Genomic DNA, 21,505 nt, shown 5'->3' on the forward strand with positions numbered 1-21,505 from the left:
ATCCAGCGTCACCCCGAGCTCATCGACAGCTACCTCAGCGAAACCGGACTGACTCTCACCCCAGATCCCCCGAACGCAACCCGAAAAGGTCAGTAACCGTGCTGGTCGGCTTCGACCAGGACCTCGCGGCCGAGGCCACCCGCACCTCCAACCGGATACGCGGCCTGCTCACCCAGTTCCACCCCTCACTGGAACGCGTCCTTGGCCCCCGCCTGGACCACCCCGCCGTCACCTGGCTGCTCGAACGCTACGGCTCCCCGGCTGCCCTGCGGAAAGCCGGACGCCGCAGACTCGTCGAAGTGATCCGGCCCAAGGCCCCGCGCATGGCCACCCGGCTGATCGACGAGATCTTCGACGCGTTCGACGAACAAACCGTCATCGTTCCCGGGACCGGCACCCTCGACGTCGTCATCCCGTCCCTGGCCCGCTCCCTGGCCGCCGTCCACGAACAGCGCCGGGCTCTGGAAGCCCAGATCAAAGCCCTGCTGGAGGAGCACCCTCTAATGCAGTGCGGAGCGGATGCCTCGGATCCTTCTGGCCGATGAGGTTCGTCTGAAGACTGGCACCTCTCCGCGGCGGGCTTCCGTGGTGGTCCGGTGGGTGCCGGGATGACTCCGAACCCTCTTCGGCACGGTGATGCCTATGGAAAGACTGGCAGCGCCCGGCGTCCTCCGGCCGCCACGAAACTCGTCTGCATGCGGCGGATGTTGATTGCGTGGTGCGAGCCCGCTGCATGGTGACCTCCCCTTCGTCTCCGCGAGCCGATGAGCTCTGAGCGAGACCGAGGCCCGTGCAGTGCGCTGGTGCCACGAACGGCTTGTGAGATGGCGGACCGACGAGTCCTGGCATTAGAGCGTCGCGTGGCCCGCATGCGCTCGTCACCAGCGCAAACAACCGACGAAGGGAGCGAATGTGAGGGTGTTCTGCGGGATCGACTGGGCGGAAAAACATCATGACGTCGCCCTGATCGACGAGGTCGGGAAGCTGCTCGCCAAGGCCCGCATCACCGATGACGCGGCCGGCTACCGGAAACTGCTGGACCTGCTCGCCGAGCACGGCGACACCGAGCATGATCCGATACCGGTCGCCATCGAGACCTCCCGCGGTCTGCTCGTGGCAATCCTGCGAACCGGCACACGGAAGGTCTTCGCGATCAACCCGCTCGCTGCGTCCCGCTACCGTGACCGCCACGGTGTCTCCCGCAAGAAGTCCGACCCCGGCGATGCCCTGGTCTTGGCGAACATCCTGCGCACCGACATGCCCATGCACCGGCCACTGCCGGCCGACAGCGAACTCGCCCAGGCCATCGCCGTCCTGGCTCGCGCTCAGCAGGACGCCGTCTGGAATCGCCAGAAGATCGCCAACCAGCTCCGTTCACTGCTGCGCGAGTACTACCCCGCCGCGCTAAACGCGTTCGTCACCGGCCGCAAGGGCGGCCTCGCCCACCCCGAAGCCCGCGCCCTCCTGGCTATCGCACCCACTCCCGCTCTGGCCGCGAAGCTCACAAAGCCCCAGATCAGAGCAGCCCTCAAACGCGCCGGCCGCCAGCGGTACACCGAGGCGGAGACCAAGCGCCTCCAGGACATCTTCCGGGCCGAGTACGCCCATCAACCTCCGCTCGTCGAAGAGGCCATGGGCAAGCAGATGCTCGCCCTCCTGCGCCAACTCGACGCCGCCGCCGAAGGCGCCGACGACCTCGCCACGGCGGTGGAGGCATCGTTCCAGCAGCACCCGGACGCGGAAGTGATCACCAGCTTCCCCGGCCTCGGCGCCCTGCTCGGCTCCCGAGTCCTCGCCGAAATCGGAGACGACCGCCACCGGTTCGCCGACGCCCGGGCTCTGAAGGCATACGCCGGATCAGCCCCGGTCACCCGCGCGTCAGGCAAGAAACGCTACGTCGGGCGCCGGTTCATCAAGAACGATCGCCTCATCCACGCCGGCTATTTGTGGGCCTTCGCCGCCATCACGGTCTCGCCGGGGGCCAACGCCCATTACCGACGTCGCCGCGAACGCGGCGACTGGCACGCAGCCGCCCAACGCAACTTGTTCAACCGCATGTTGGGGATGCTCTATCACTGCCTGCAGAACCAGGTGCCCTTCAACGAGCAACGTGCCTTCGCACCGTTCCTCGAGGCTGCGGCTTGACTCTTAGCGCCGTGAGATGTCTTTCCCAGGTCCTGACCTCGATGCCGGGGGTCGCGGTCAGGACCGCCGCCGTTGTGCTGGTCACCGTCGGCGACGGCACCAGCTTCCCCAACGCCGCCCACCTCGCCTCCTACGCCGGACTCGCCTCGACAACGAAGTCCTCGGGGACCTCGATCCACGGCGAACACGCACCACGAGGCGGAAACCGGCAGCTCAAACGGGCCATGTTCCTCTCGGCCTTCGCCGCCCTGCACGATCCCGCCTCCCGCACCTACTACGACAAATGCCGGGCCCGGGGAAAGACCCACACCCAGGCCCTCCTCCGCCTCGCCCGCCACCGCGTCAGCGTGCTCTTCGCCATGCTCCGCGACGGCACCTTCTACGAATCACGCGAACCCGAAGCAGCCGTCGCATGACCGCTCAGGCTTGACGAAGGACATAGAGGCCCCCCCAACGGGCGATGCGGTACAGGTCTGATCCGGCACACCCCGACACCTCGGTTTCAGGGCTCGGTGTTGAGCCGTCCCGAGCGGAACGGTTCAACCTGGTGGGGCAGGCCGGCGAAGCCGGCGGCGGCGAGCACCTCGCCGAGTGTCGGAAGTGCCGCGGTCCGCGATACGAGCGCCGGGTCCACCTCGACGCGGGCCCGCTCGCCGAGGTCGCGGACCCGGAGGTCGGTCACCTGCAGTCCGGCCTCGGCCAGGAGGGTCCGGACGGCCGCCTCGGCGCGGTCGACGCGGGCCAGGCGGTAAGGGGTGACCTCGATGCCGTAACGAACCCGGCTGGTGAGACACGGTGTCGCCGGTTTGTTCCAGGTGGGCAGCGACCAGTGCCGGCTGAGGCGGCGTACCTCCGCCTTGGTCAGCCCCGCGTCGAGGAGCGGGGTGCGGATGCCGCGTTCCCGGCCGGCGCGGATGCCCGGCCGGTAGGGGTCCGCGGCGTCGTCCGCGTTGGTGCCGGTGGCCACCGTCTCGAAGCCGTGGTCCTGGGCCAGCGCCGCGATGGTGTCCAGCACCTCGGACTTGCAGAAATAGCAGCGGTCAGGGCCGTTGGCCCGGTAGCCGGGGCGTGCCAACTCGTGGGTGCGGGGGGTGAGGTGGGTGACCCCGAGGTCGTCGGCGAGACGCCGGGCGGCAAAAAGCTCTCCGTCGGCCAGGCTCTCCGACACGGCCGTGACCGCCAGGACCTGCTCGGGCCCGAGCACCCGTGCGGCCGCGGCGAGGACCAGCGCGGAGTCGGCGCCGCCGGAATAGGCGACGGCCACGGGGCCGCCGAGCGCGCGCACGCGGTCCGCGAGCCGGTGCTCCAAGGTAGCGTCACTGGGCACGTTCTTCCTCCTGGCTCGTCGTCATCGTTCCCGCTCGGCTCAGACGCAGTGCGCGCACGGCGACGGCGCGCAGGGACAGACCCAGTGCGGCGGCCGCGGCCACCACGTCGTCGTACTCCGGCTTGGCCGCGTACGGACCGTGTTTGACACGTATGGGGTACCCGTCCACCTCCACCGTCTCGAAGGCGCGCGGCAGCGTGGTGCGGGTGGCGCCGACGCGCCGGATGCCGAGGGCACCGGTCTCGGACAGCACCAGATCGCGTAGCCGTCGTTCCTGGTGCGGGCTGGTGAGGACGTGCAGGACCTGCGCGGGTCTGCCCTTCTTCATCACCGCCGGGGTCGTCCAGGCGTCGAGGGCGCCGGCGTCCAGCGCCCTGGTGATGACGTGCCCGAGGAGTTCGCCGGTGACGTCGTCGAGGTTGGTCTCCAGCACGACTACGTCCTCGTCCGGTGCGCTGGGAAGAGGCGAACCGAGGCTGACGCAGACGGCGTTGGGCCGGTCGGGCAGGCGGCGGGTGCCCGCGCCGTAGCCGGTGGCGTCCAGGGTCATGGGCGGGGGCGGGCCGTAGCGGGCTCCGGCGGCGTGCAGCAGCGCGGCGCCGGTGGGTGTCACCGTTTCGCCCGGCAGGTCGCTGCCCGTGACGGCGGCTCCCGCCAGAAGGGCGAGGGTGGCCGGCGCGGGGCAGGGCAGGACGCCGTGCGCGGCGTCGACGCGGCCCCGGCCGAGCGGCAGGGGCGCGCTGACGACGTCGGTCACCCCGAGGGCGTGCAGGGCCGCGGCGCTGCCGACGATGTCGACGAGAGTGTCGTGGCCGCCGAGTTCGTGCAGGTGGACGTCGGCCGGGTCGGCGTCGTGGAGCCGCCCCTCCGCCTCGGCGATCGCGGTCACGGCGGCGCTGGCGAGGGCCGCGACGGGCCGGGGGGCCGCCCGGGCGGCCATCTCCAGCACCTCGACGGCCCGCCGCTCGGTGTGGGGGTCGGTGACCTCCACCTGGACCCTGGTGGCGGCCAGTCCGTGGTCGGTGATGCGCTCGGCGGTCAGGTTCCAGCCGGTCAGACCGGTGGCGGCGACGGCGGACCGGATCCGGTCCAGCGGTGCCCCGGCGTCGATCAGGGCGGCCAGCAGCATGTCTCCGGCCAGCCCGGTGAACGGGTTGATCCAGCAGATCACTCGGCGCCTCCGCGGTCTGCCGGCGGCCGGGTCTGGGCGATGCGGTGGACCGCCATGGCCGCGGAGAATCCGGAGTCGATGTTGACCACGGTCACCCCGGCGGCGCAGGAGGCGTGCATGGCGAGCAGCGCGGTGACGCCTTCCAGTGAGGCGCCGTACCCGGTGGAGACGGGCACCGCGACGACCGGGGCGCGGACCAGACCGCCGACGACGCTGGCGAGGGCGCCTTCCATGCCGGCCACCACGATCACCGCGTCGGCTTCCTGCAGTCGGCCGCGTACCTGCAGGACGCGGTCGAGTCCCGCCACTCCGACGTCGTGGACGACCGTCGTGTCCAGCCCGATGGCCGAGGCCACGGCGGCGGCTTCCGCGGCCACCGGGCCATCGGAGGTGCCGGCGGCCGCCACCACGACGGAGAACTCCCCGGTGGCGGCCGGCCGCCAGGTCAGCAGCCGGGCCTTCTCGTCGTACGTTCCGCCTTCCACCTGCCCCAGGACCGCCGCCGCCGTTTCGGGGGCGACGCGGGTGGCGAGGACGGGACCGGTGTTGTGGCGCAGGAGGCCGGTGACGATTCCGGCGATCTGCTCCACGGTCTTGCCGGGGCCGTAGACCGCTTCCGGCAGGCCCTGCCGGGCCTCACGGCCCAGGTCGAGCCGGGCGTAACCCAGATCCAGCACCTCGTTCACGGCCGCCCCCGTCCGATGTAGGGAATGGTCTGCGGACCTTCCGGCAGGACGCACACGCGGGCGTCCGGGCCCGCGGCGGCCAGCGCCTCCGCGACGGTGGCGGAGATGTCGCGGGTCTGCCGCAGATGGGCCGTGGCCAGCTCCTCGTCGCTGAGGAAGGAGGTGTGCATGATGACGCGGCTGCCCGACTGGATGCGGGCCTGGATCTGCACCTGCCACTGGTCCGGAACCGTTTCGGTGCGCGCGCCGATGTCGGCGAACAGGGCCTGCGGGGACGGCGCCGAGGCCAGCACCCGGCGGTAGGAGCCGTGGTCGGGGAAGCCGTCGCGGCACTCGGCCGCGCACACGATCGTCCCTCCGGGCCGGACCACCTGGTAGGCCGCCGACATCCCCTTGACCGCCTGGTACAGGTTCTGGTCCAGCGGGGAGCCGGAGTTGGTGGTGACGACGACGTCGAACGGCGCCTCGACGGGGCGCATCGCCATGCGCTTGGCCGTGGCCGTCGCGGCGGCGTGCATGGGCAGCAGGTCGCCGCCGAACGCGGCCACGATGTCCTTGTCCCGGTTGAGCACCACGTCCAGCGCGAAGGTGACACCGGTGGCCTCGGCGATGGCGCGCACGTCGTCATGGACCGGGTTGCCGTGGGTGATGCCCCAGGTGGCGCGCGGGTCTCCGATGTGGGCCGCGTCGTGCAGCACGAGCACGGTCTCCAGCGCGGCGAGCCCGGGGGCGACGAGCTTCGGGCCGCCGGAGAAGCCGGCGAAGAAGTGGGGTTCGACGAAGCCGGTGGTGATGCGGACGTCCGCCTCCCACCACTCGCGGTTGAGCCACACCGGTACGCCGTTGCCGTAGGTGCCGATCCACGTCAGTTGGCCGGCGTCGCGGGCGTCGTGGTTGACGATCCGTACCCCATCGACGATCTCGTCGCCGAACATCGCCCGCAGCTCGGACTCGTCGTTGCCGCGATGCGTGCCGGTCGCGACGAGGATCACCACGTCCTCCTGGCGGACGACGCCCTCTAGTTCGTCCAGGACGGCCGGGATCATCAGGTGGCGAGGCTGCGGGCGGGTGCCGTCGCAGGCCGAGATGGCCACCGTCTGCCCCGGGCGGACCCGCTCGCGCAGCGGCGGTCCGGCGACCGGGTCGCGCAGCGCCGCGCGCAGGACGGCCATCTGGTCCGCGGCTCCCTCCTGATGGACGGGTTCGACGACCGTCGCCGTGCGCGGATCGACCTCGATGTCGAGCCCCGACTGCCCGTAGGCCAGGCGTACTTTCACCGGACCACCCCCACCGGGCCGTCGTCCGCGGATCGTCCCTGCTGGTCGCTCTCGCCCAGTCCGTAGGCGCGTTCCGCCGTCGTGGAGAAGACCTGGGAGCGTTCGGCCGGGGTGAGGCCGGCGGTCAGTGCCTCCGCCGCGCCGACGACCTCCGCGTAGGAGGCGGCCGGCAGGCAGACCGGCCAGTCCGAGCCGAACATCACCCGCTGCGGGCCGAAGGCGTCGAGCACCACGTCGGCGTAGGGACGCAGGGCGGCCAGGCTCCGGTCGTTGCGGTCGGCCTCGGTGACCATGCCGGACAGCTTGCAGAACACTTGGGGCTGGGCCGACAGTTCACGGATCAGCGAGGCCCAGGGCTGCAGTGCGCCCGTGGCGATGGGCGGCTTGGCCAGATGGTCGAGGACGAACGTGAGTTCCGGCAGCTCCCGGACGGTGCTGATGGCGGCGGGCAGTTGGTGCGGGAGGACGAGCAGGTCGTAGGCGAGGTTCGCCTGCGCGACCGTGCGCAGGCCCCGGCGCACGTCGGGCCGGTTCAGCCAGCCGGGGTCCGGTTCGCTCTGCACCAGGTGCCGCAGGCCGACCAGATGGTCGCCGCCGGGCGCCGCCCGCAGGGCGTCCAGGGTGTCGGCGAGGCCGTCCGAGGTGAGGTCGGCCCAGCCCACGACGCCGGCGACCAGGTCGTCGGCCGCGGCCAGGGACAGGAACTCCGCGGTCTCGTCGAGGTCGGGCAGGACCTGGACCAGGACCGTACGGTCGATGCCCGCCGCCAGGGCCGACGGCGCCAGGTCCGCCATGGTGAAGTCCCTCCGCAGGGGGGCCATGCCGGGCGCGTCGAGCCATGTGTGCACGCGGCGCCGCGGGCGGGGGCCCGGGGCGGGCCCGGGGGCCGAGGCCGGCCGCCAGACGTGGTGGTGTGCGTCGATCCTGCTCATGATCCGTCCCGTTCGCGTTCGAGGGCGTCGAGATCCGCCCACAGCTCTTCGGGGATCGTCGCGCCGGCGTGTGCGACGTTGACGGTGATCTCCTGGGCACTGCGCGCCCCGACGACGACGCCGGTGACGGCGGGGTGCCGCAGCGGGAACCGCAGGGCCGCGGCGGCCAGCGCCACACCGTGGGCGGCGCAGCGCTCGCTGAGGGCGAGGGCATGGCGCCGCACCGCTTCGGAGGCCGGCGCGTAGTCGTAGGTGGCGTCGGGTGCGAGGTTCGCCAGGATGCCGCTGTTGAAGACCCCGCCGACCAGGACGCCCACCTCGCGTTCGGCGCACGCGGGCAGCAGTTCGTCGGCCGCGCTGCGGTCCAGCAGGGAGTAGCGGCCGGCCACGAGGACGCAGTCGAGGTCCGTCTCGGTGACGAAGCGGGTGAGCATCGCCGTCTGGTTCATCCCGACGCCGATCGCCCGGACCGCTCCCTCGGCGCGCAGGCGGGCCAGTGCCGGGTAGGCGCCGGTGAGGGCCTCCTTCCAGTGGTCGTCCGGGTCGTGGATGAGCACGATGTCGAAGGCGTCGAGGCCGGAGCGCTCCAGGCTCTCGGTGAGGGAGCGGTAGACACCGTCGGCACTGTAGTCGCGGATCCTGACCAGGCCGGGGTCGCCGTGGAAGTCCTCATCCCCTGGTGCGGATTCGCCTGGCACGAGCAGCCGGCCGACCTTGGTGGACACCGTGCAGTCCGCGCGCGCGTGACCGAGGCCGGTCAGGAAGGCGCCGAGCCGTCGTTCGGCGAGCCCGGCACCGTAGTGCGGGGCGGTGTCGAAGTGGCGGATCCCGGCCGCCCAGGCCGCCTCCAGCGTGCCGGTGGCCTCCCGGCCGCCGACCGCGGAGAACAGACCGCCCAGCGGTGCGGTGCCCAGCCCGATGCGGCTGACGGTGACGCGGGAGCGGCCGAGGGGGACCCGTTCGGCATACCAGGGGTGCGCCGCGGCGAACATCAGGCCTGCCCGACGACGTGCCGCTGACGGCCGAGCCGGTCGATCTCGGCCTCGACCACGTCACCGGTCCGCAGGTAGGGGAAGTCGTTGGCGCCGAAGGCCACGCCCGCCGGGGTTCCGGTGTTGATCACGTCGCCGGGGTCCAGCACCATGAACTGGCTCAGGTACCAGACGACGTGGTGCACTCCGAAGATCATGTTCTTGGTGTGCCCGTGCTGGCGCGGTTCGCCGTTGACCCACAACCGCAGCGCCAGGTCCTGGGGGTCCCCGGTCTCGTCGGGAGTCACCAGCCAGGGCCCGAGCGGGTTGAAGGTCTCGCAGGACTTGCCCTTGTCCCACTGTCCGCCGCGTTCGTGCTGGAAGGAGCGCTCGCTGACGTCGTCGGCGATGGCGTAGCCCGCGACGACGTCGGCGGCGGCAGCCGGGGAGTCCAGGTAGCGGGCGGTGCGGCCGACGACGACCGCGAGTTCGATCTCGTAGTCCGTCCGGGTGCTGGTGCGCGGTATCAGGACGGTGTCGTCGGGTCCGACCACCGTGTTGGACGCCTTCATGAAGATAACCGGCTCCGCCGGGGGCGGGGTCGCGGTCTCCTCGGCGTGATCGGCGTAGTTCAGCCCGATGCACACGACCTTGCCCGGGCGGGCCACGGGTGCTCCAGTACGCTGCCCGCTGATGTCGATGCGCGGCAGGGCTTCCCCGGCCAGCGCGGCGCGGGCGCGCTCCACGCCGTCACTGGCCAGGAAGGCGCCGTCGATGTCGGCGGTCAGCGGGGTCAGGTCGTAGGCGAGGCCGTCGGTGCCGAGGACGGCGGGGCGTTCCGAGCCCGCAGGGCCCACGCGCAGAAACCTCATCGAAGTGCTCCTCACTGAGCGAACGTGCCTGCCCGTGGCCCACGGCTGTCGGGGCCGGGCACGGGGCTGGTGACGTGTGATGGACGAGGGTGGTCGGGAGCCGCCCGGTGTTCACGGCCGGTCCGGGACGGCGCTGTTCGGCTCCAGGTGCTCGCGCAGCCACTGTTCGGTGGTGCTGACGTGCAGGAGCGCGGCGGCCTGCGCCAGGCAGGCGTCGCCGGCGGCCAGTGCCTGGAAGATCGCCTCGTGTTCGGCGACGGTGCGGGCGGCGGCGTTGTCGTCGACCAGACCGCGCCAGACGCGTGCGCGCACCGTCCGGCTGGAGATCCCCTCCAGCAGGGTGGCGAGGGTGGCGTTGCCGGTGGCCGCGACCACCGCCCGGTGGAACGCCGCGTCGTGTTCGTTGAGCCGCTCGACGTCCTCCCGGGCCGCCCGCATCGCGTCCAGGTGCCGCTCCACCTCGGCCAGTTCCCCGGCCGAGATGCGGGTGGCGGCCAGTCCGGTGGCGACCGGTTCGAACAGCCGGCGCACCTCGGTCAGCTCCAGCAGGGTGTCGCCGCGGAGCAGTTCTACCGCCGATCCGATGCTGCTCAGCAGCAGCTCAGGTTCGAGGCTGGTCACGTATGTACCGTCGCCCCGGCGGATCTCCAGCACGCGTGCGACCACCAGTGCCTTGACCGCCTCCCGCATCAGGTTGCGGGACAGCCCCAGCTCCGCGGCCAGCTGCTGCTCGGGCGGCAGTTTGGCGCCCGGCGGCAGCTCGCCGGACTGGATGAGGTCCCTGATGCGGTCGATGGCCTTGTCGGTCAGTGACATGCGGCTGCTCCCTGCTCGTTGCCCAGGCGGCGGCAGCGTAGCAATACATCCCATCACTCAGGAAGGGATGGGATGACCCGAAGGCGCTCTCACATATACCTTCACTGCAAATGAGCAGGTGGACAGCGACCACTTACATATTTCTCTCCTGAGGTATGGACACCAAGGCGGGGTGACTCTATAAATCCATCCCATGTCCGGCGTCTGCCGTAGCAGAGCGGACATCTCGTTGACACACGACGATGGGTGGTGGCCATGGAGCCGACACGACACCGGACCCTGCGAACCGAAGGTGCCGGGCCCGATGAGTGAGCTCATCAGCGCGCTCGAGGCCGTGGACGTACGGTTCCCGACCTCGCGGGACCTCGATGGCTCCGATGCCATGAACCCCGAACCCGACTACTCGGCGGCGTACGTGACGATCCGCACGAGTGCCGGGGGCCGGGGACACGGACTCGCCTTCACCGTGGGACGCGGCAACGACGTCGAGGTCGCCGCCGTACGCGCCCTGGCCCCGCTGATCGTGGGGCTCCCGGTGGCGGAGGTACTGGCCGATCTCGGCGCCTTCTCCCGGCGGTTGACCGGCGACAGCCAACTGCGCTGGCTCGGCCCGGAGAAGGGGGCCATCCACATGGCCGCCGCGGCAATCGTCAACGCCGTCTGGGACCTGTACGGACGCCGCACCGGTAAGCCGGTCTGGCGGCTGCTGGCCGAACTCTCCCCCGAACAGCTGGTCGCCCTGGTCGACTTCCGCTACCTCCAGGACGCCCTCACCCGCGACGAGGCCCTGGACATCCTGCGCCGCGCCGAGCCCGGCCGCGCCGAGCGCACCGCGCACCTGCTGGAGCACGGCTACCCCGCGTACACCACGACCCCCGGCTGGCTCGGCTACGACGACGAGAAGCTGGTGCGGCTGTCCAAGGAGGCGGTCGCCGACGGATTCGGCCAGATCAAGCTGAAGGTCGGCGCCGACCGCGAGGCAGACCAACGCCGCATGCGGCTGGCCCGCGCGGCGGTCGGCCCGGACATCAGGATCGCCGTCGACGCCAACCAGGCATGGGGAGTCCAGCAGGCCATCGACTGGACAGCGTCGCTCGCCCCCTACGACCCGTACTGGATCGAGGAGCCCACCTCGCCGGACGACATCCTCGGCCACGCCGCCATCCGCCGGGCCGTGGCGCCGGTCAAGGTGGCCACCGGTGAACACACCCACAACCAGGTGATGTTCAAACAGCTCCTCCAGGCGGGAGCCCTCGACGTCCTACAGCTCGACGCCAGCCGCACCGCCGGCGTCACCGAGAACGTCGCCATCCTGCTGCTGGCCGCCAAGTTCGGCGTCCCGGTGTGCCCGCACGCCGGCGGGGTCGGACTGTGCGAGATGGTGCAGCACCTGGCGATGTTCGACTACGTGGCCGTCAGCGGCACCACCGAGAACCGCGTCATCGAGTACGTCGACCACCTGCACGAGCACTTCACCGACCCGGTCCGCATCCGCGACGGCCGCTATCTCGCCCCGTCCGCCCCCGGCATCAGCGCCGAACTCCATCCGCAGTCCCTGGCGGACCACCGCTACCCCGACGGCCCGGTGTGGAGCGGGGAGGCCGAGGGATGAGCGCTCCCGACTGCGCGGGACTGACAGCCCTCGTCACCGGCGGCGCCTCCGGCATCGGACTGGCCACCGCACGCCTGCTGTCCGCCCGCGGGGCCCGCGTCGCCTGCCTCGACCTCGAACCCGACGGCCTGCCCGATCCCCTGATCGGGATCCGCGCGGACGTGGCCGACGACACGGGCGTGCGGGAGGCCGTCGCCGAGGCCGCGCGCGTCCTCGGCGGCATCGACATCCTGGTCAACAACGCCGGCATCGGCGCCCAGGGCACCATCGAGGAGAACGCCGACGACGAGTGGCACCGGGTGTTCGACGTCAACGTCCTCGGCATGGTCCGGGTGACCCGGGCCGCCCTCCCCCATCTGCGCCGCTCCGACAGCGCGGCCATCGTCAACACCTGCTCCATCGCCGCCACCGCCGGGCTGCCCGACCGGGTGCTGTACTCCGCGACGAAGGGCGCCGTGCTGGCCCTGACCCGGGCGACCGCGGCCGACCTCGTACACTGCGGGATCCGCGTCAACTGCGTCAACCCCGGCACCGCCGACACTCCCTGGATCGGCCGCCTCCTGGACCGCGCCGCGGACCCCGCGGCCGAACGCGCCGCCCTCAACGCCCGCCAGCCGATGGGCCGTCTCGTCTCCGCCGACGAGGTCGCCGCGGCCATCGCCTACCTCGCAAGCCCCCTGTCCGGCTCCACCACCGGCACCGACCTCCCCGTCGACGGCGGCATGCAGGGCCTGCGGATCCGTCCGCGCACCTGACCCCGCTCCTTCCCCTCCCCTCTCGCGACCGGCACCCGCACACCGCACGACCGGTCCTGCACGCAGCCCGTTCCGCGCGACCCCGTCAGCAAGGAGAGCGAGCAATGCAGCTCAGGTTCACCAGGTACGCCTGTCTCGGCGCCCTCGCCGCCCTGTCCGTCCCCGCACTCACCGCCTGCGGGGGTTCGGGATCCGCGTCGGCCTCGGGCCAGGGCGGTGGTTCCACCGTGGTCGGGGTCGACTACCCGCGCTCCGACACCGACTTCTGGAACTCGTACATCAAGTACACCCCGCAGTTCGCCAAGGAACTCGGACTCGACCTGAAGACCACCAACTCGCAGAACGACGTCGCCAAACTCACCGCCGACGTCCAGACGTTCATCAGCCAGGGCGTCAAGGGCGTCGCGATGGCGCCGCAGGACACCGCCGCCATCGCACCCACCCTGGCGCAGCTGGAGGCGAAGAAGATCCCGGTCGTCTCCGTGGACACCCGCCCCGACACCGGCAACGTGTACATGGTCGTGCGCGCGGACAACCGCGCCTACGGCGAGAAGGCCTGCCGGTTCCTGGGGACCAAGCTGGGCGGCAAGGGCAAGGTCGTCATGCTCCAGGGCGATCTCGCCTCCGTCAACGGCCGTGACCGCACGGAGGCGTTCAACGACTGCATGAAGAAGAACTACCCGGACATCAAGGTCTTCGGCGAAGCCACCAACTGGGACGGCGCCGTCGCGGCGCAGAAGCTCCAGACCGACCTTACCGCCCACCCCGACATCAAGGGCGTCTACATGCAGTCCAGTTTCGCGCTCTCCGGCACCCTGCAGGTGCTCAAGCAGAAGGGCCTGCTGGTCGGCCCCGAGGACAAGAAGCACGTGTTCGTGGTCTCCAACGACGGCATCCCCGAGGAGCTCAAGAACATCGCCGCGGGCAAGATCGACGCCACCGTCTCCCAGCCAGCCGACCTCTACGCCAAGTACGCCCTCTACTACCTCAAGGCGGCGATCGACGGCAAGACGTTCAAACCCGGCAAGACCGACCACGACAGCACGATCATCCAGGTCCGCGAGGGCCTTCTGGAGGACCAGCTCTCCGCGCCCCTGGTGACGGCGGACGGCGGCACCTACGGCGGGGTCCCCAGCCTCAAGAGCGACGACAGCTCCCTGTGGGGCAACAACCTCAGCTGACCGGAAGGCGATTCGCTGACATGTCTACGGCTGCGCCCGTCGCCCAGGCGGCGGCGATAACGAAGCGGTTCGGTTCCACGGTGGCGCTGCGCGACGCCCGGATCACGATCGCACCCGGGCAGACCCACGCACTCGTCGGGCGCAACGGCGCGGGCAAGTCCACGCTGGTCTCCATCCTCACCGGACTGCACGCACCGGACGAGGGCACGGTCACCTTCAACGGCGAACCGGCGCCCCGGCTCGCGGACCGGGACGGCTGGCGGCAGCGGGTGGCGTGCGTGTACCAGAAGTCCACCATCATCCCCGAGTTGACGGTCGCCGAGAACCTCTTCCTCAACCGGCACGACCGCGGTCGCGGCGGCCTGATCAGCTGGCGGACGGTGCGCGACAGGGCACGCGAACTGCTGCGGACCTGGTCGGTCGACGTGGACGTGCGCACCCCGGCGGGAGAACTCGACGTCGAACAGCGCCAGTTCCTGGAGATCGCCCGGGCCCTGTCCTTCGGGGCCCGCTTCATCATCCTCGACGAACCCACCGCGCAGCTGGACGGAGCCGCGATCAACCGACTGTTCGCCCGCATCCGGGATCTGCAACGACAGGGCGTGACCTTTCTGTTCATCAGCCATCACCTCCAGGAGATCTACGAGATCTGCGACACGGTGACGGTGTTCCGCGACGCCCGGCACATCCTGACCGCCCCGGTGGCCGAACTGCCCCGCGCCGAACTGGTCGCCGCCATGACCGGCGAGGGCGCCACCGAGGCCGCCAGGGCCCGCCGCCGCCCGACGGACAGTAAATCCCCCGATGTGCTCGTCGTGGAGGACGTGACGCTCAACGGGATCTACGAGGACGTGTCCGTCCGTATCCGCGGCGGGGAGATCGTCGGTCTCGCCGGCGCGGCGAGCAGCGGCCGCATCGAAGTGGCGGAGACGGTCGTCGGACTGCGCGCCGCCGACACCGGCACGGTGCGGATCGCCGGGGTGCGTCCACGCCCCGGCAGCGTGCCCGCGGCCCTGAAGGCCGGCGCCGGCTTCGTCCCGCAGGACCGCCACCACCAGGGCTACGTACCGGAGATGTCCATCGCGGACAACGGCACCCTCACCATCCCCGAACGGCTCGGTCCGCCCGGCTTCATCGACGGACGCCGCCGGGACACCTACGCCCGTTCCATGATCGAGAACCTGGCGATCAAGACGCCGGGGCCGGAGCTGCCCGTCTCCGGGCTCTCCGGGGGCAACCAGCAGAAGGTCGTCATGGCCCGCGCCCTGGCCAGCGATCCGAAGGTGCTGGTCCTGATCAATCCGACCGCCGGCGTCGACGTGCGGTCCAAGGGGTTCCTCCTCGGCAAGGTCGAGGAGATCGCCGAGTCCGGCACCGGGGTGCTCATCGCCTCCGACGAACTCGACGACCTGCGCATGTGCGACCGGGTCCTGGTGATGTTCCAGGGCCGAGTAGTGGCCGAAAGGGCCCGCGGCTGGCACGACCACGAGCTCGTGGCCGCAATGGAAGGAGTGGACCTCGATGTCTGAGAGCGCGACTGCGGCCGCCGCGAAGAGTCCTAACGACGGCCCGCCGGACCCCGTGAGCGACCAGCCGGCCACCGGCAGGGCAGGCGAGCGGAGGCTGGCCTTCGCACGGCTGCGGGACCTGGCACTCATCCCCGCGATCATCGTCATGGCGATAGTCGGCCAGCTGGTCAATCCGGTGTTCCTGCAGCCCGACAACCTGGTCAACGTGCTGCAGACCATGTCCGAGATCGCCCTGCTGGTCCTCGCCCAGACCCTGGTGCTCATCGTCAAGAAGATGGACCTCTCCCTGGAGTCCACCGTCGGACTCGCCCCCGGCGTCGCGGCCTGGCTCACCGTCCCGGCGGGCGCGGCACACGGGGTCGGACTGCTGCCCGGCGCCTGGTCCATCCCCGTCACCCTGACGGTCGGTCTCCTCATCGGCGTGGTGAACGCGCTGTTCATCATCCGGTTCGGGCTCAACGGCTTCATCGTGACGCTCGGCATGCTGATCGTGCTGCGCGGCATCCTGACCGGCATCTCCGGCGGCCAGACCTTCTTCCAGCTGCCCCAGTCGATGCTCTACCTCGGCACCACCCAGTGGCTGGGCATGCCCGCCTCGGTGTGGATCTGCCTGATCCTCTTCGCCATCGGCATCGTCGTGCTCGGCTTCACCAGCTTCGGCCGCTCCCTCTACGCGATCGGCGGCAACGTCGACGCGGCGAAGGCGGCCGGCATCCGCACCGACCGGGTGCTGTGGATCGTCATCGTCACCGCGAGCGTCCTCGCCGCGCTGAGCGGCCTGCTGCTCTCGGGACGCCTGGCCTCGGTGGCCTCCGCCCAGGGCAACGGCTACATCTTCACCGTGTTCGCCGCCGCCGTCATCGGCGGCATCAGCCTCAACGGCGGCAAGGGAACGGTCTTCGGCGCGTTCACCGGCATCCTGCTGCTGTTCCTGATCCAGAACGTCCTCACCCTCGGCGGTGTCCCCGCCCAGTGGATCGGCGCCCTCAACGGCGCGATCATCCTCGTCGCCCTGGCGCTGTCCCGCATCACCGGAGGCAAGGCGCAGGACTAGACACCGCCCGCTGTTGTGCACCCGCCCGCACCACTCCCGAATGACCAGCCCAACCCGCACTCGAAAGGCAGGCATTCTTATGGAACGAAGAGACTTTCTCGTCACCTCCGCAGCGACGTCGGCCGCACTGGCCGTCGGTCTCCCGGCCGCCGCGGCCCCACAGGCCGCGACGGAGGCGGAGGACGCCGCCGCGCCGGACGCCTCGCGCCTGGCCCTGTGGTACAGCAAGCCCGCAGGCCAGTGGCTGGAGGCCCTGCCCCTCGGCAACGGCCGCCTCGGCGCCATGGTGTTCGGCGGAGTCGACACCGACCGGCTCCAGCTCAACGAGGACACACTGTGGGCGGGAGGCCCCTACGAACCGGCCAACCCGCAGGGCCTGGCGAACCTCCCCGAGATCCGGCGCCAGATCTTCGCCGGCCAGTGGGGCTCGGCCCAGGACCTGATCAACTCGACCTTCCTGGGCAACCCGGTCGGGGAGTTGATGTACCAGACGGTCGGCGATCTGCGCCTGACGTTCCCCGGCACGGGTGACGTCGGCTCCTACCGACGGGAGTTGGACCTCGACACCGCCGTGGCCACCACGACGTACACACGCGGCGGGGTGGCCTACCGCCGCGAGGCGTTCGCCAGCCATGCCGACCAGCTGATCGTGGTCCGGCTGACCGCCGACACCCCCGGCGCCCTCTCGCTCACCGCCACTTTCGACAGCCCCCAGCAGACCCAGAAGTCCTCCCCCGACCGGGTCACCGCCGCGCTGGAGGGCACCGGGCAGACCCGCGAGGGCATCACCGGCCGGGGCCGCTTCCGCGCGCTGGTCCGTGCCCGCGCCGAAGGCGGCACCGTGCGCAGCGAGAACGGCACCCTCACCGTGACCGCAGCCGACGCGGTGACCCTGCTGGTGTCCGTGGGCACCAGCTACAACGACTACCGCGACGCCTCCGGCGACCATCGCGCCCGCGCCGAGCGCCCGCTGAACGCCGCCGCCGACACCCCCTACGGACAGCTGCGCGCCCGCCATGTGCGCGACCACCGCGCCCTCTTCCGGCGCGTCACCCTCGACCTCGGCGTCACGGATGCCGCCAACGCACCGACCGACCAGCGGGTGGCCGCCTTCGCCCAGTCCGACGATCCTCATCTGGTGGCCCTGCACTACCAGTTCGGCCGCTATCTCCTCATCGCCTCCTCCCGCCCCGGCACCCAGCCCGCCAACCTGCAGGGCATCTGGAACGACCAGCTCTCCCCGCCCTGGGACTCCAAGTACACGATCAACATCAACACGGAGATGAACTACTGGCCGGCCTCCACCACCAACCTTCTGGAGTGCTGGGAGCCGATCTTCGCCCTGCTCGACGACCTCGCCCAGGCGGGACAGAAGACCGCGCGGGTGCAGTACGGCGCGAACGGCTGGGTCGCCCACCACAACACCGACGCCTGGCGCGGCACCGCGCCGGTCGACGGCGCGTTCTGGGGCATGTGGCCCACCGGTGGCGCCTGGCTGGCCACCTCGGTCTGGGAGCACTACCGCTTCACCGGTGACCGCGAGGCGCTGCGCCGACGCCTGCCGGTCGTCGAGGGCGCCGTCCGCTTCTTCCTCGACGCCCTCGTCACGGACCCCACCACCGGGTATCTGGTGACCTGCCCGTCCGTGTCGCCGGAGAACGCCCACCACGCCGGCGTGTCCGCCTGCGCGGGCCCCACCATGGACAACCAGATCCTGCGCGACCTGTTCGACGGTTACCTCGCCGCCTGTGACGCGCTCGGCGTCACCAGCCCGTACGCCGCCCAGGTGCGCCAGGCCCGAGCCCAGCTTCCGCCCATGAAGATCGGCGCACTGGGGCAGTTGCAGGAGTGGCAGCAGGACTGGGACGCCGGCGCACCCGAGCAACAGCACCGCCATGTCTCCCACCTGTACGGTCTGCATCCGAGTAACCAGATCTCCAAGCGTGACACCCCCGAACTGTTCCGGGCCGCACTGAAGACGCTGGAGATGCGCGGGGACGCCGGTACCGGCTGGTCCCTCGCCTGGAAGATCAATTTCTGGGCGCGCGCGGAAGACGGATCGCGTTCCTACAAACTCCTCACCGACCTCCTCACTCCCGACCGCACCGCTCCGAACCTGTTCGACCTGCACCCGCCGTTCCAGATCGACGGCAACTTCGGCGCCACCGCGGGAGTGACCGAATGGCTGGTGCAGTCCCATACCAACGAGGTCCACCTCCTGCCGGCGCTGCCCCCGCAGCTTCCGCAGGGCCAGGTCACCGGCCTCCTCGCCCGCGGCGCCCTCACCGTCGACGTCTCCTGGAGCGACGGCGCGCTGACCCACGCCCGCCTTGCGGCACGCCGGACCGGCGCGGTCCGGCTGCGCACCGCGGCACCGGTCGCGGTGCACTCCGAGGGCGGTGCACGCACTGACGTGAAGCGCCCCGAGAGCGCCGTCGTCGCGTTCGACGCCCAGGCGGGCGAGAAGTACGTGATCACGCCGCTGTGACATGCGATCGGGGCCGGGCAGGCTGCCCGGCCCCGATCACGCGCCGTACGGCCCCCGGGTCCTGTCCGGGGGCGCGCCGCCGCCCAAGCCCGCGCCCCACTCACCCTCACCCCAGCCAAGCCCGAACCGGCCCCCCAGGAGCCGGAGACCGTCCCGGCCTACCTGGCCGACACCGGCGACCACGACGCCCTCCTCGATGCACACGGCGACTTGGAGAAGTGGCGCACCATCCCTAGTCTTCTGAGTCGGGAATCCTGTTCAGATAACTGGCGAGGCGTTCGAGGATCTCGTCTGCGGTCTTCGTCCAGACATACGGCTTGGGGTCGGTGTTCCATGCAGCGATCCAGGTCCGGATGTCCTTCTCCAACGCGTGGACGGTCTTGTGAACGCCTCGTCGTATCTGCTTGTTGGTCAGCTCGGCGAACCACCGCTCCACCAGGTTGAGCCAGGACGATCCGGTGGGAGTGAAGTGCAGGTGGAAGCGGGGGTGGGCCAGCAGCCAGGTCTTGATCGCCGGGGTCTTGTGGGTGGCGTAGTTGTCCAGCACCAGATGGACGTCCAGGCCCGCCGGCACCTCCCGGTCGAGCTTGACCAGGAACTTCTTGAACTCCTCGGCCCGGTGCCGGCGGTGCAGGGAGCCGATCACCTTGCCGGTGGCGACCTCCAGTGCGGCAGCATCCGCTCACAGATGCGCCGCTGCACCGGCACCGGATCCCACGGGGACTGGTTCACGAACTGCTGCAGGTTCTGCTCGTTGCCGTCCGGCAGCCGCTCCGCCATGGCCTGGATCGACTTACGGCGGCCGTCCAGCATCAGTCCCCGCAGGTAGCAGTCGCCCTTGGCCCGCTGGTCCTTCCGCGGCACCGAGGCGAACACATCCGCCACGTATAACGCCAACTTCGCCCGAACACGCTTCACTTCATGTGCGTCCACACCCCCAACATGCTCCCGAACAGGCCCGACAGGAAGACCTAACGGAGTCCTACTAGGAGTCGGCCGGGACCTTCGGGATGCGGTACCGCTTCTCGTCCTCAGGGATGGTGAAGCGGGTGTTGGTCGGGTCCCGGCGCAGCTGGTCGGTGGAGTCCTCGTCCAGCAGGAAGTCGAAGCGGCTGCCTGTCTTGTTGGGCTGCCCGACGGTGCCGGTCAGGCGGCGCAGGCAGACTGGACGGATCGTGGTGTTGATCCGGCCGATGCGGCCCGGGAGGATGACCGGGCGCTTGGCGGCGTCCAACTCGACCAAGCGCGCGGGTGGCGCCACCGATCTTGCCGAACACGGCGCAACTGATCAGGGGCTCGCGGACGCCGGCATCGTCCATCTCCCGCAAGGTCTACGTGCGCCCGGCCCAAGCCGCGAAGAGGGACCCATTCGAGAAGGTTTCCGTGTACAGACGCACGGTCGCATCCGAGGACTGACGCGGCATCCGAGGTGCCGGCCGCGCTCGAATGCCGCTCGAGCTACTCGCCCTTGGGCAAGCCCGCGGCGAGACCCGGAGCGAGCCGCGCGCAGCGGGCGGCGTACTCCTCCAGGTGCCGGATCTGGAACTCCTCGGCGTCCCAGTCGTCTGGCCGGACGTCGCCGCCCGGCCAGACGTACGCCCAGCCGCGTTCCCCGGTGGAGAGCGTCACTTCCCGCAGCTCATAGCGGAGATCCTCAAAAGCATCGAGGATCTCCCATTCCTCATAGCTGAGGTCGGTCATTAGTACGCTGGCCGCTGAGCCGCCGACCGCTTGGACGAGGCCTGGGTAGACCCGGCCCTCGAGTGCAGCCGCGCGCCAACCCGGCGCTTTTGCCGAAGTCCGCTCAGGTATCCGCCCCAGCAAGGCCTCTAGGACGGCATCGAACTGGAGCGTGCCGTAGCAGAACAGCACGTCGGGGCCTTGCTGAAGCCGCCGCCGGTGGTTAGAGGTCACCGGCACACTGCTCTCCATTCGTCCTCGAGCATCGCGTGCACAACTGAGTCACGCCATCGGCCGGCCTTCCAGATGTGGCCACGGATGGTGCCTTCCTCGACCATGCCTGCCGCTGTCATCGTCTTCGCCGACGCCTCGTTGAGTGGGGAGCGTGCACCCCAGACGCGGTGCAGGCTGAGCTCCTCGAACCCAAAGCCCAGCAGGAGGCGCACGGTCTCGACTCCGTAGCCGACGCCCCAGGCGTCCGGGCGCAGCGCAAAGCCGAACGTGGCCGCGCGCTGCTGGTGCGGATCCATGGCCAGCCGGCCGAACCCGATCAGATCGTTCGTGTCCCGCTCGACGACGGCGAGCGCGTACTCGATGCGGGGCTCCGCCGTGGCCAAGGTGACGGACCGGGCCACGGTCTCGCCGACCTGCTCGCGAGTGCGCGGCTCGAAGGACAGATGCTCCGTGGCCTCGGGGCTGCCGTAGATGGCGAGCACTGCGTCGACGTCCTCGATGGTGAGTTCACGCAGCTCGAGGCGCGGGCTGGTGCGCTTGACCGGGTACATGCTTCGGACTCTACCCGCGGGGCAGCGCCGGCCGACTCGCCGGGAAGGCTTCGATCTCCGCGCGGAGGTCTTGGGCTGCGAGGGCAGTGCGCGCGTGGCTGTTCATCAGCGCTTGGCGGACGCGGAGCGCTGAGTGGACGTTAAGTCCGTTTCTGGTAGCGGCCTCGTCCGGGTTGGGTGAGGAAGCCTTGCCGGACGAGGCGTCCGAGGCGGCTGCGGGTGAC

At 70.6% G+C, this 21,505-nt stretch carries 18 protein-coding genes and 4 pseudogenes; 9 read left to right on the forward strand and 13 right to left on the reverse strand.

Features of this window, described 5'->3' with window-relative positions; all coding sequences use genetic code 11:
* Window positions 1-92 precede the first annotated feature (92 nt).
* From ACFV7R_RS44760 to ACFV7R_RS44770, 3 genes and pseudogenes are all read left to right on the forward strand, one after another.
* Window positions 93-503, forward strand: a pseudogene (locus tag ACFV7R_RS44760) (IS110 family transposase); the annotation flags it as partial.
* Window positions 504-912: 409 nt separating this feature from the next.
* The gene (locus ACFV7R_RS44765) at window positions 913-2,145 is read left to right on the forward strand and encodes an IS110 family transposase (RefSeq protein ID WP_385275884.1); all 1,233 of its coding nucleotides are present in this window, start codon (window positions 913-915) and stop codon (window positions 2,143-2,145) included.
* 20 nt (window positions 2,146-2,165) lie between these two features.
* Window positions 2,166-2,561: pseudogene (locus ACFV7R_RS44770) on the forward strand (transposase); the annotation flags it as partial.
* Between the two features lie 86 nt (window positions 2,562-2,647).
* On the opposite strand, the gene larE reads toward ACFV7R_RS44770, so the two are convergent.
* From larE to ACFV7R_RS44810, 8 genes are all read right to left on the reverse strand, one after another.
* Entirely contained in the window at window positions 2,648-3,472 is an 825-nt protein-coding gene (gene larE / locus ACFV7R_RS44775; protein ID WP_385275887.1) for an ATP-dependent sacrificial sulfur transferase LarE, read from the reverse strand.
* The gene (gene larC / locus ACFV7R_RS44780) at window positions 3,462-4,643 is read right to left on the reverse strand and encodes a nickel pincer cofactor biosynthesis protein LarC (protein ID WP_385275890.1); all 1,182 of its coding nucleotides are present in this window, start codon (window positions 4,641-4,643) and stop codon (window positions 3,462-3,464) included. The genes larE and larC overlap by 11 nt, the downstream gene beginning before the upstream one ends.
* Window positions 4,640-5,329 carry a nickel pincer cofactor biosynthesis protein LarB gene (gene larB, locus ACFV7R_RS44785; RefSeq protein ID WP_385275893.1) on the reverse strand — a complete coding sequence of 230 codons (690 nt, stop codon included), beginning with the start codon at window positions 5,327-5,329 and terminating at the stop codon, window positions 4,640-4,642. Before larB ends, larC begins: the two co-directional genes overlap by 4 nt.
* A complete protein-coding gene (gene larA / locus ACFV7R_RS44790; RefSeq protein WP_385275896.1) occupies window positions 5,326-6,606 on the reverse strand; it encodes a nickel-dependent lactate racemase in 1,281 nt (426 codons plus the stop codon). Before larA ends, larB begins: the two co-directional genes overlap by 4 nt.
* Window positions 6,603-7,538 (reverse strand): amidohydrolase family protein, encoded by a 936-nt coding sequence (locus ACFV7R_RS44795; RefSeq protein ID WP_385275899.1) that lies wholly within the window; start codon window positions 7,536-7,538, stop codon window positions 6,603-6,605. Before ACFV7R_RS44795 ends, larA begins: the two co-directional genes overlap by 4 nt.
* Window positions 7,535-8,530 carry an aldo/keto reductase gene (locus tag ACFV7R_RS44800; protein ID WP_385275902.1) on the reverse strand — a complete coding sequence of 332 codons (996 nt, stop codon included), beginning with the start codon at window positions 8,528-8,530 and terminating at the stop codon, window positions 7,535-7,537. Before ACFV7R_RS44800 ends, ACFV7R_RS44795 begins: the two co-directional genes overlap by 4 nt.
* Window positions 8,530-9,381, reverse strand: a complete 852-nt coding sequence (locus tag ACFV7R_RS44805; RefSeq protein WP_385275905.1) for a fumarylacetoacetate hydrolase family protein — start codon at window positions 9,379-9,381, stop codon at window positions 8,530-8,532. Before ACFV7R_RS44805 ends, ACFV7R_RS44800 begins: the two co-directional genes overlap by 1 nt.
* Before the next feature lie 111 nt (window positions 9,382-9,492).
* The gene (locus ACFV7R_RS44810) at window positions 9,493-10,197 is read right to left on the reverse strand and encodes a FadR/GntR family transcriptional regulator (protein ID WP_030655812.1); all 705 of its coding nucleotides are present in this window, start codon (window positions 10,195-10,197) and stop codon (window positions 9,493-9,495) included.
* Window positions 10,198-10,501: 304 nt separating this feature from the next.
* Between ACFV7R_RS44810 and ACFV7R_RS44815 the strand changes: the two genes are divergently transcribed.
* From ACFV7R_RS44815 to ACFV7R_RS44840, 6 genes are all read left to right on the forward strand, one after another.
* Window positions 10,502-11,809: an enolase C-terminal domain-like protein gene (locus ACFV7R_RS44815; RefSeq protein WP_385275908.1), complete on the forward strand. Its 1,308-nt coding sequence runs from the start codon at window positions 10,502-10,504 to the stop codon at window positions 11,807-11,809.
* Window positions 11,806-12,564: an SDR family NAD(P)-dependent oxidoreductase gene (locus tag ACFV7R_RS44820; RefSeq protein ID WP_385275911.1), complete on the forward strand. Its 759-nt coding sequence runs from the start codon at window positions 11,806-11,808 to the stop codon at window positions 12,562-12,564. Before ACFV7R_RS44815 ends, ACFV7R_RS44820 begins: the two co-directional genes overlap by 4 nt.
* 104 nt (window positions 12,565-12,668) lie before the next feature.
* Complete coding sequence (locus ACFV7R_RS44825) at window positions 12,669-13,745, forward strand: sugar ABC transporter substrate-binding protein (protein WP_385275914.1); 1,077 nt, start codon at window positions 12,669-12,671, stop codon at window positions 13,743-13,745.
* A 20-nt stretch (window positions 13,746-13,765) separates the two neighbouring features.
* Complete coding sequence (locus ACFV7R_RS44830; RefSeq protein WP_385275917.1) at window positions 13,766-15,274, forward strand: sugar ABC transporter ATP-binding protein; 1,509 nt, start codon at window positions 13,766-13,768, stop codon at window positions 15,272-15,274.
* Window positions 15,267-16,328: an ABC transporter permease gene (locus tag ACFV7R_RS44835; protein WP_385275920.1), complete on the forward strand. Its 1,062-nt coding sequence runs from the start codon at window positions 15,267-15,269 to the stop codon at window positions 16,326-16,328. Before ACFV7R_RS44830 ends, ACFV7R_RS44835 begins: the two co-directional genes overlap by 8 nt.
* A gap of 79 nt (window positions 16,329-16,407) precedes the next feature.
* Window positions 16,408-18,816 carry a glycoside hydrolase N-terminal domain-containing protein gene (locus ACFV7R_RS44840; protein WP_385275923.1) on the forward strand — a complete coding sequence of 803 codons (2,409 nt, stop codon included), beginning with the start codon at window positions 16,408-16,410 and terminating at the stop codon, window positions 18,814-18,816.
* Between the two features lie 232 nt (window positions 18,817-19,048).
* Here the strand turns inward: ACFV7R_RS44840 and ACFV7R_RS44845 are convergent.
* The 5 genes and pseudogenes from ACFV7R_RS44845 to ACFV7R_RS44865 all read right to left on the reverse strand — a co-directional run.
* Window positions 19,049-19,489, reverse strand: a pseudogene (locus ACFV7R_RS44845) (IS630 family transposase); the annotation flags it as partial.
* Window positions 19,489-19,749 (reverse strand): annotated as a pseudogene (locus ACFV7R_RS44850) (transposase); the annotation flags it as partial. The pseudogenes ACFV7R_RS44845 and ACFV7R_RS44850, both read right to left, overlap by 1 nt.
* Before the next feature lie 52 nt (window positions 19,750-19,801).
* Window positions 19,802-20,059, reverse strand: coding sequence for a hypothetical protein (locus ACFV7R_RS44855; RefSeq protein WP_385275925.1), 258 nt, complete (start codon window positions 20,057-20,059; stop codon window positions 19,802-19,804).
* Window positions 20,060-20,274: 215 nt separating this feature from the next.
* Complete coding sequence (locus tag ACFV7R_RS44860; protein ID WP_385275928.1) at window positions 20,275-20,730, reverse strand: gamma-glutamylcyclotransferase family protein; 456 nt, start codon at window positions 20,728-20,730, stop codon at window positions 20,275-20,277.
* The gene (locus ACFV7R_RS44865; protein WP_385275931.1) at window positions 20,727-21,281 is read right to left on the reverse strand and encodes a GNAT family N-acetyltransferase; all 555 of its coding nucleotides are present in this window, start codon (window positions 21,279-21,281) and stop codon (window positions 20,727-20,729) included. Before ACFV7R_RS44865 ends, ACFV7R_RS44860 begins: the two co-directional genes overlap by 4 nt.
* Window positions 21,282-21,505 lie beyond the last annotated feature (224 nt).

Source organism: Streptomyces sp. NPDC059866, from assembly GCF_042731325.1.
GTDB classification, from domain to species: domain Bacteria; phylum Actinomycetota; class Actinomycetes; order Streptomycetales; family Streptomycetaceae; genus Streptomyces; species Streptomyces flavusporus.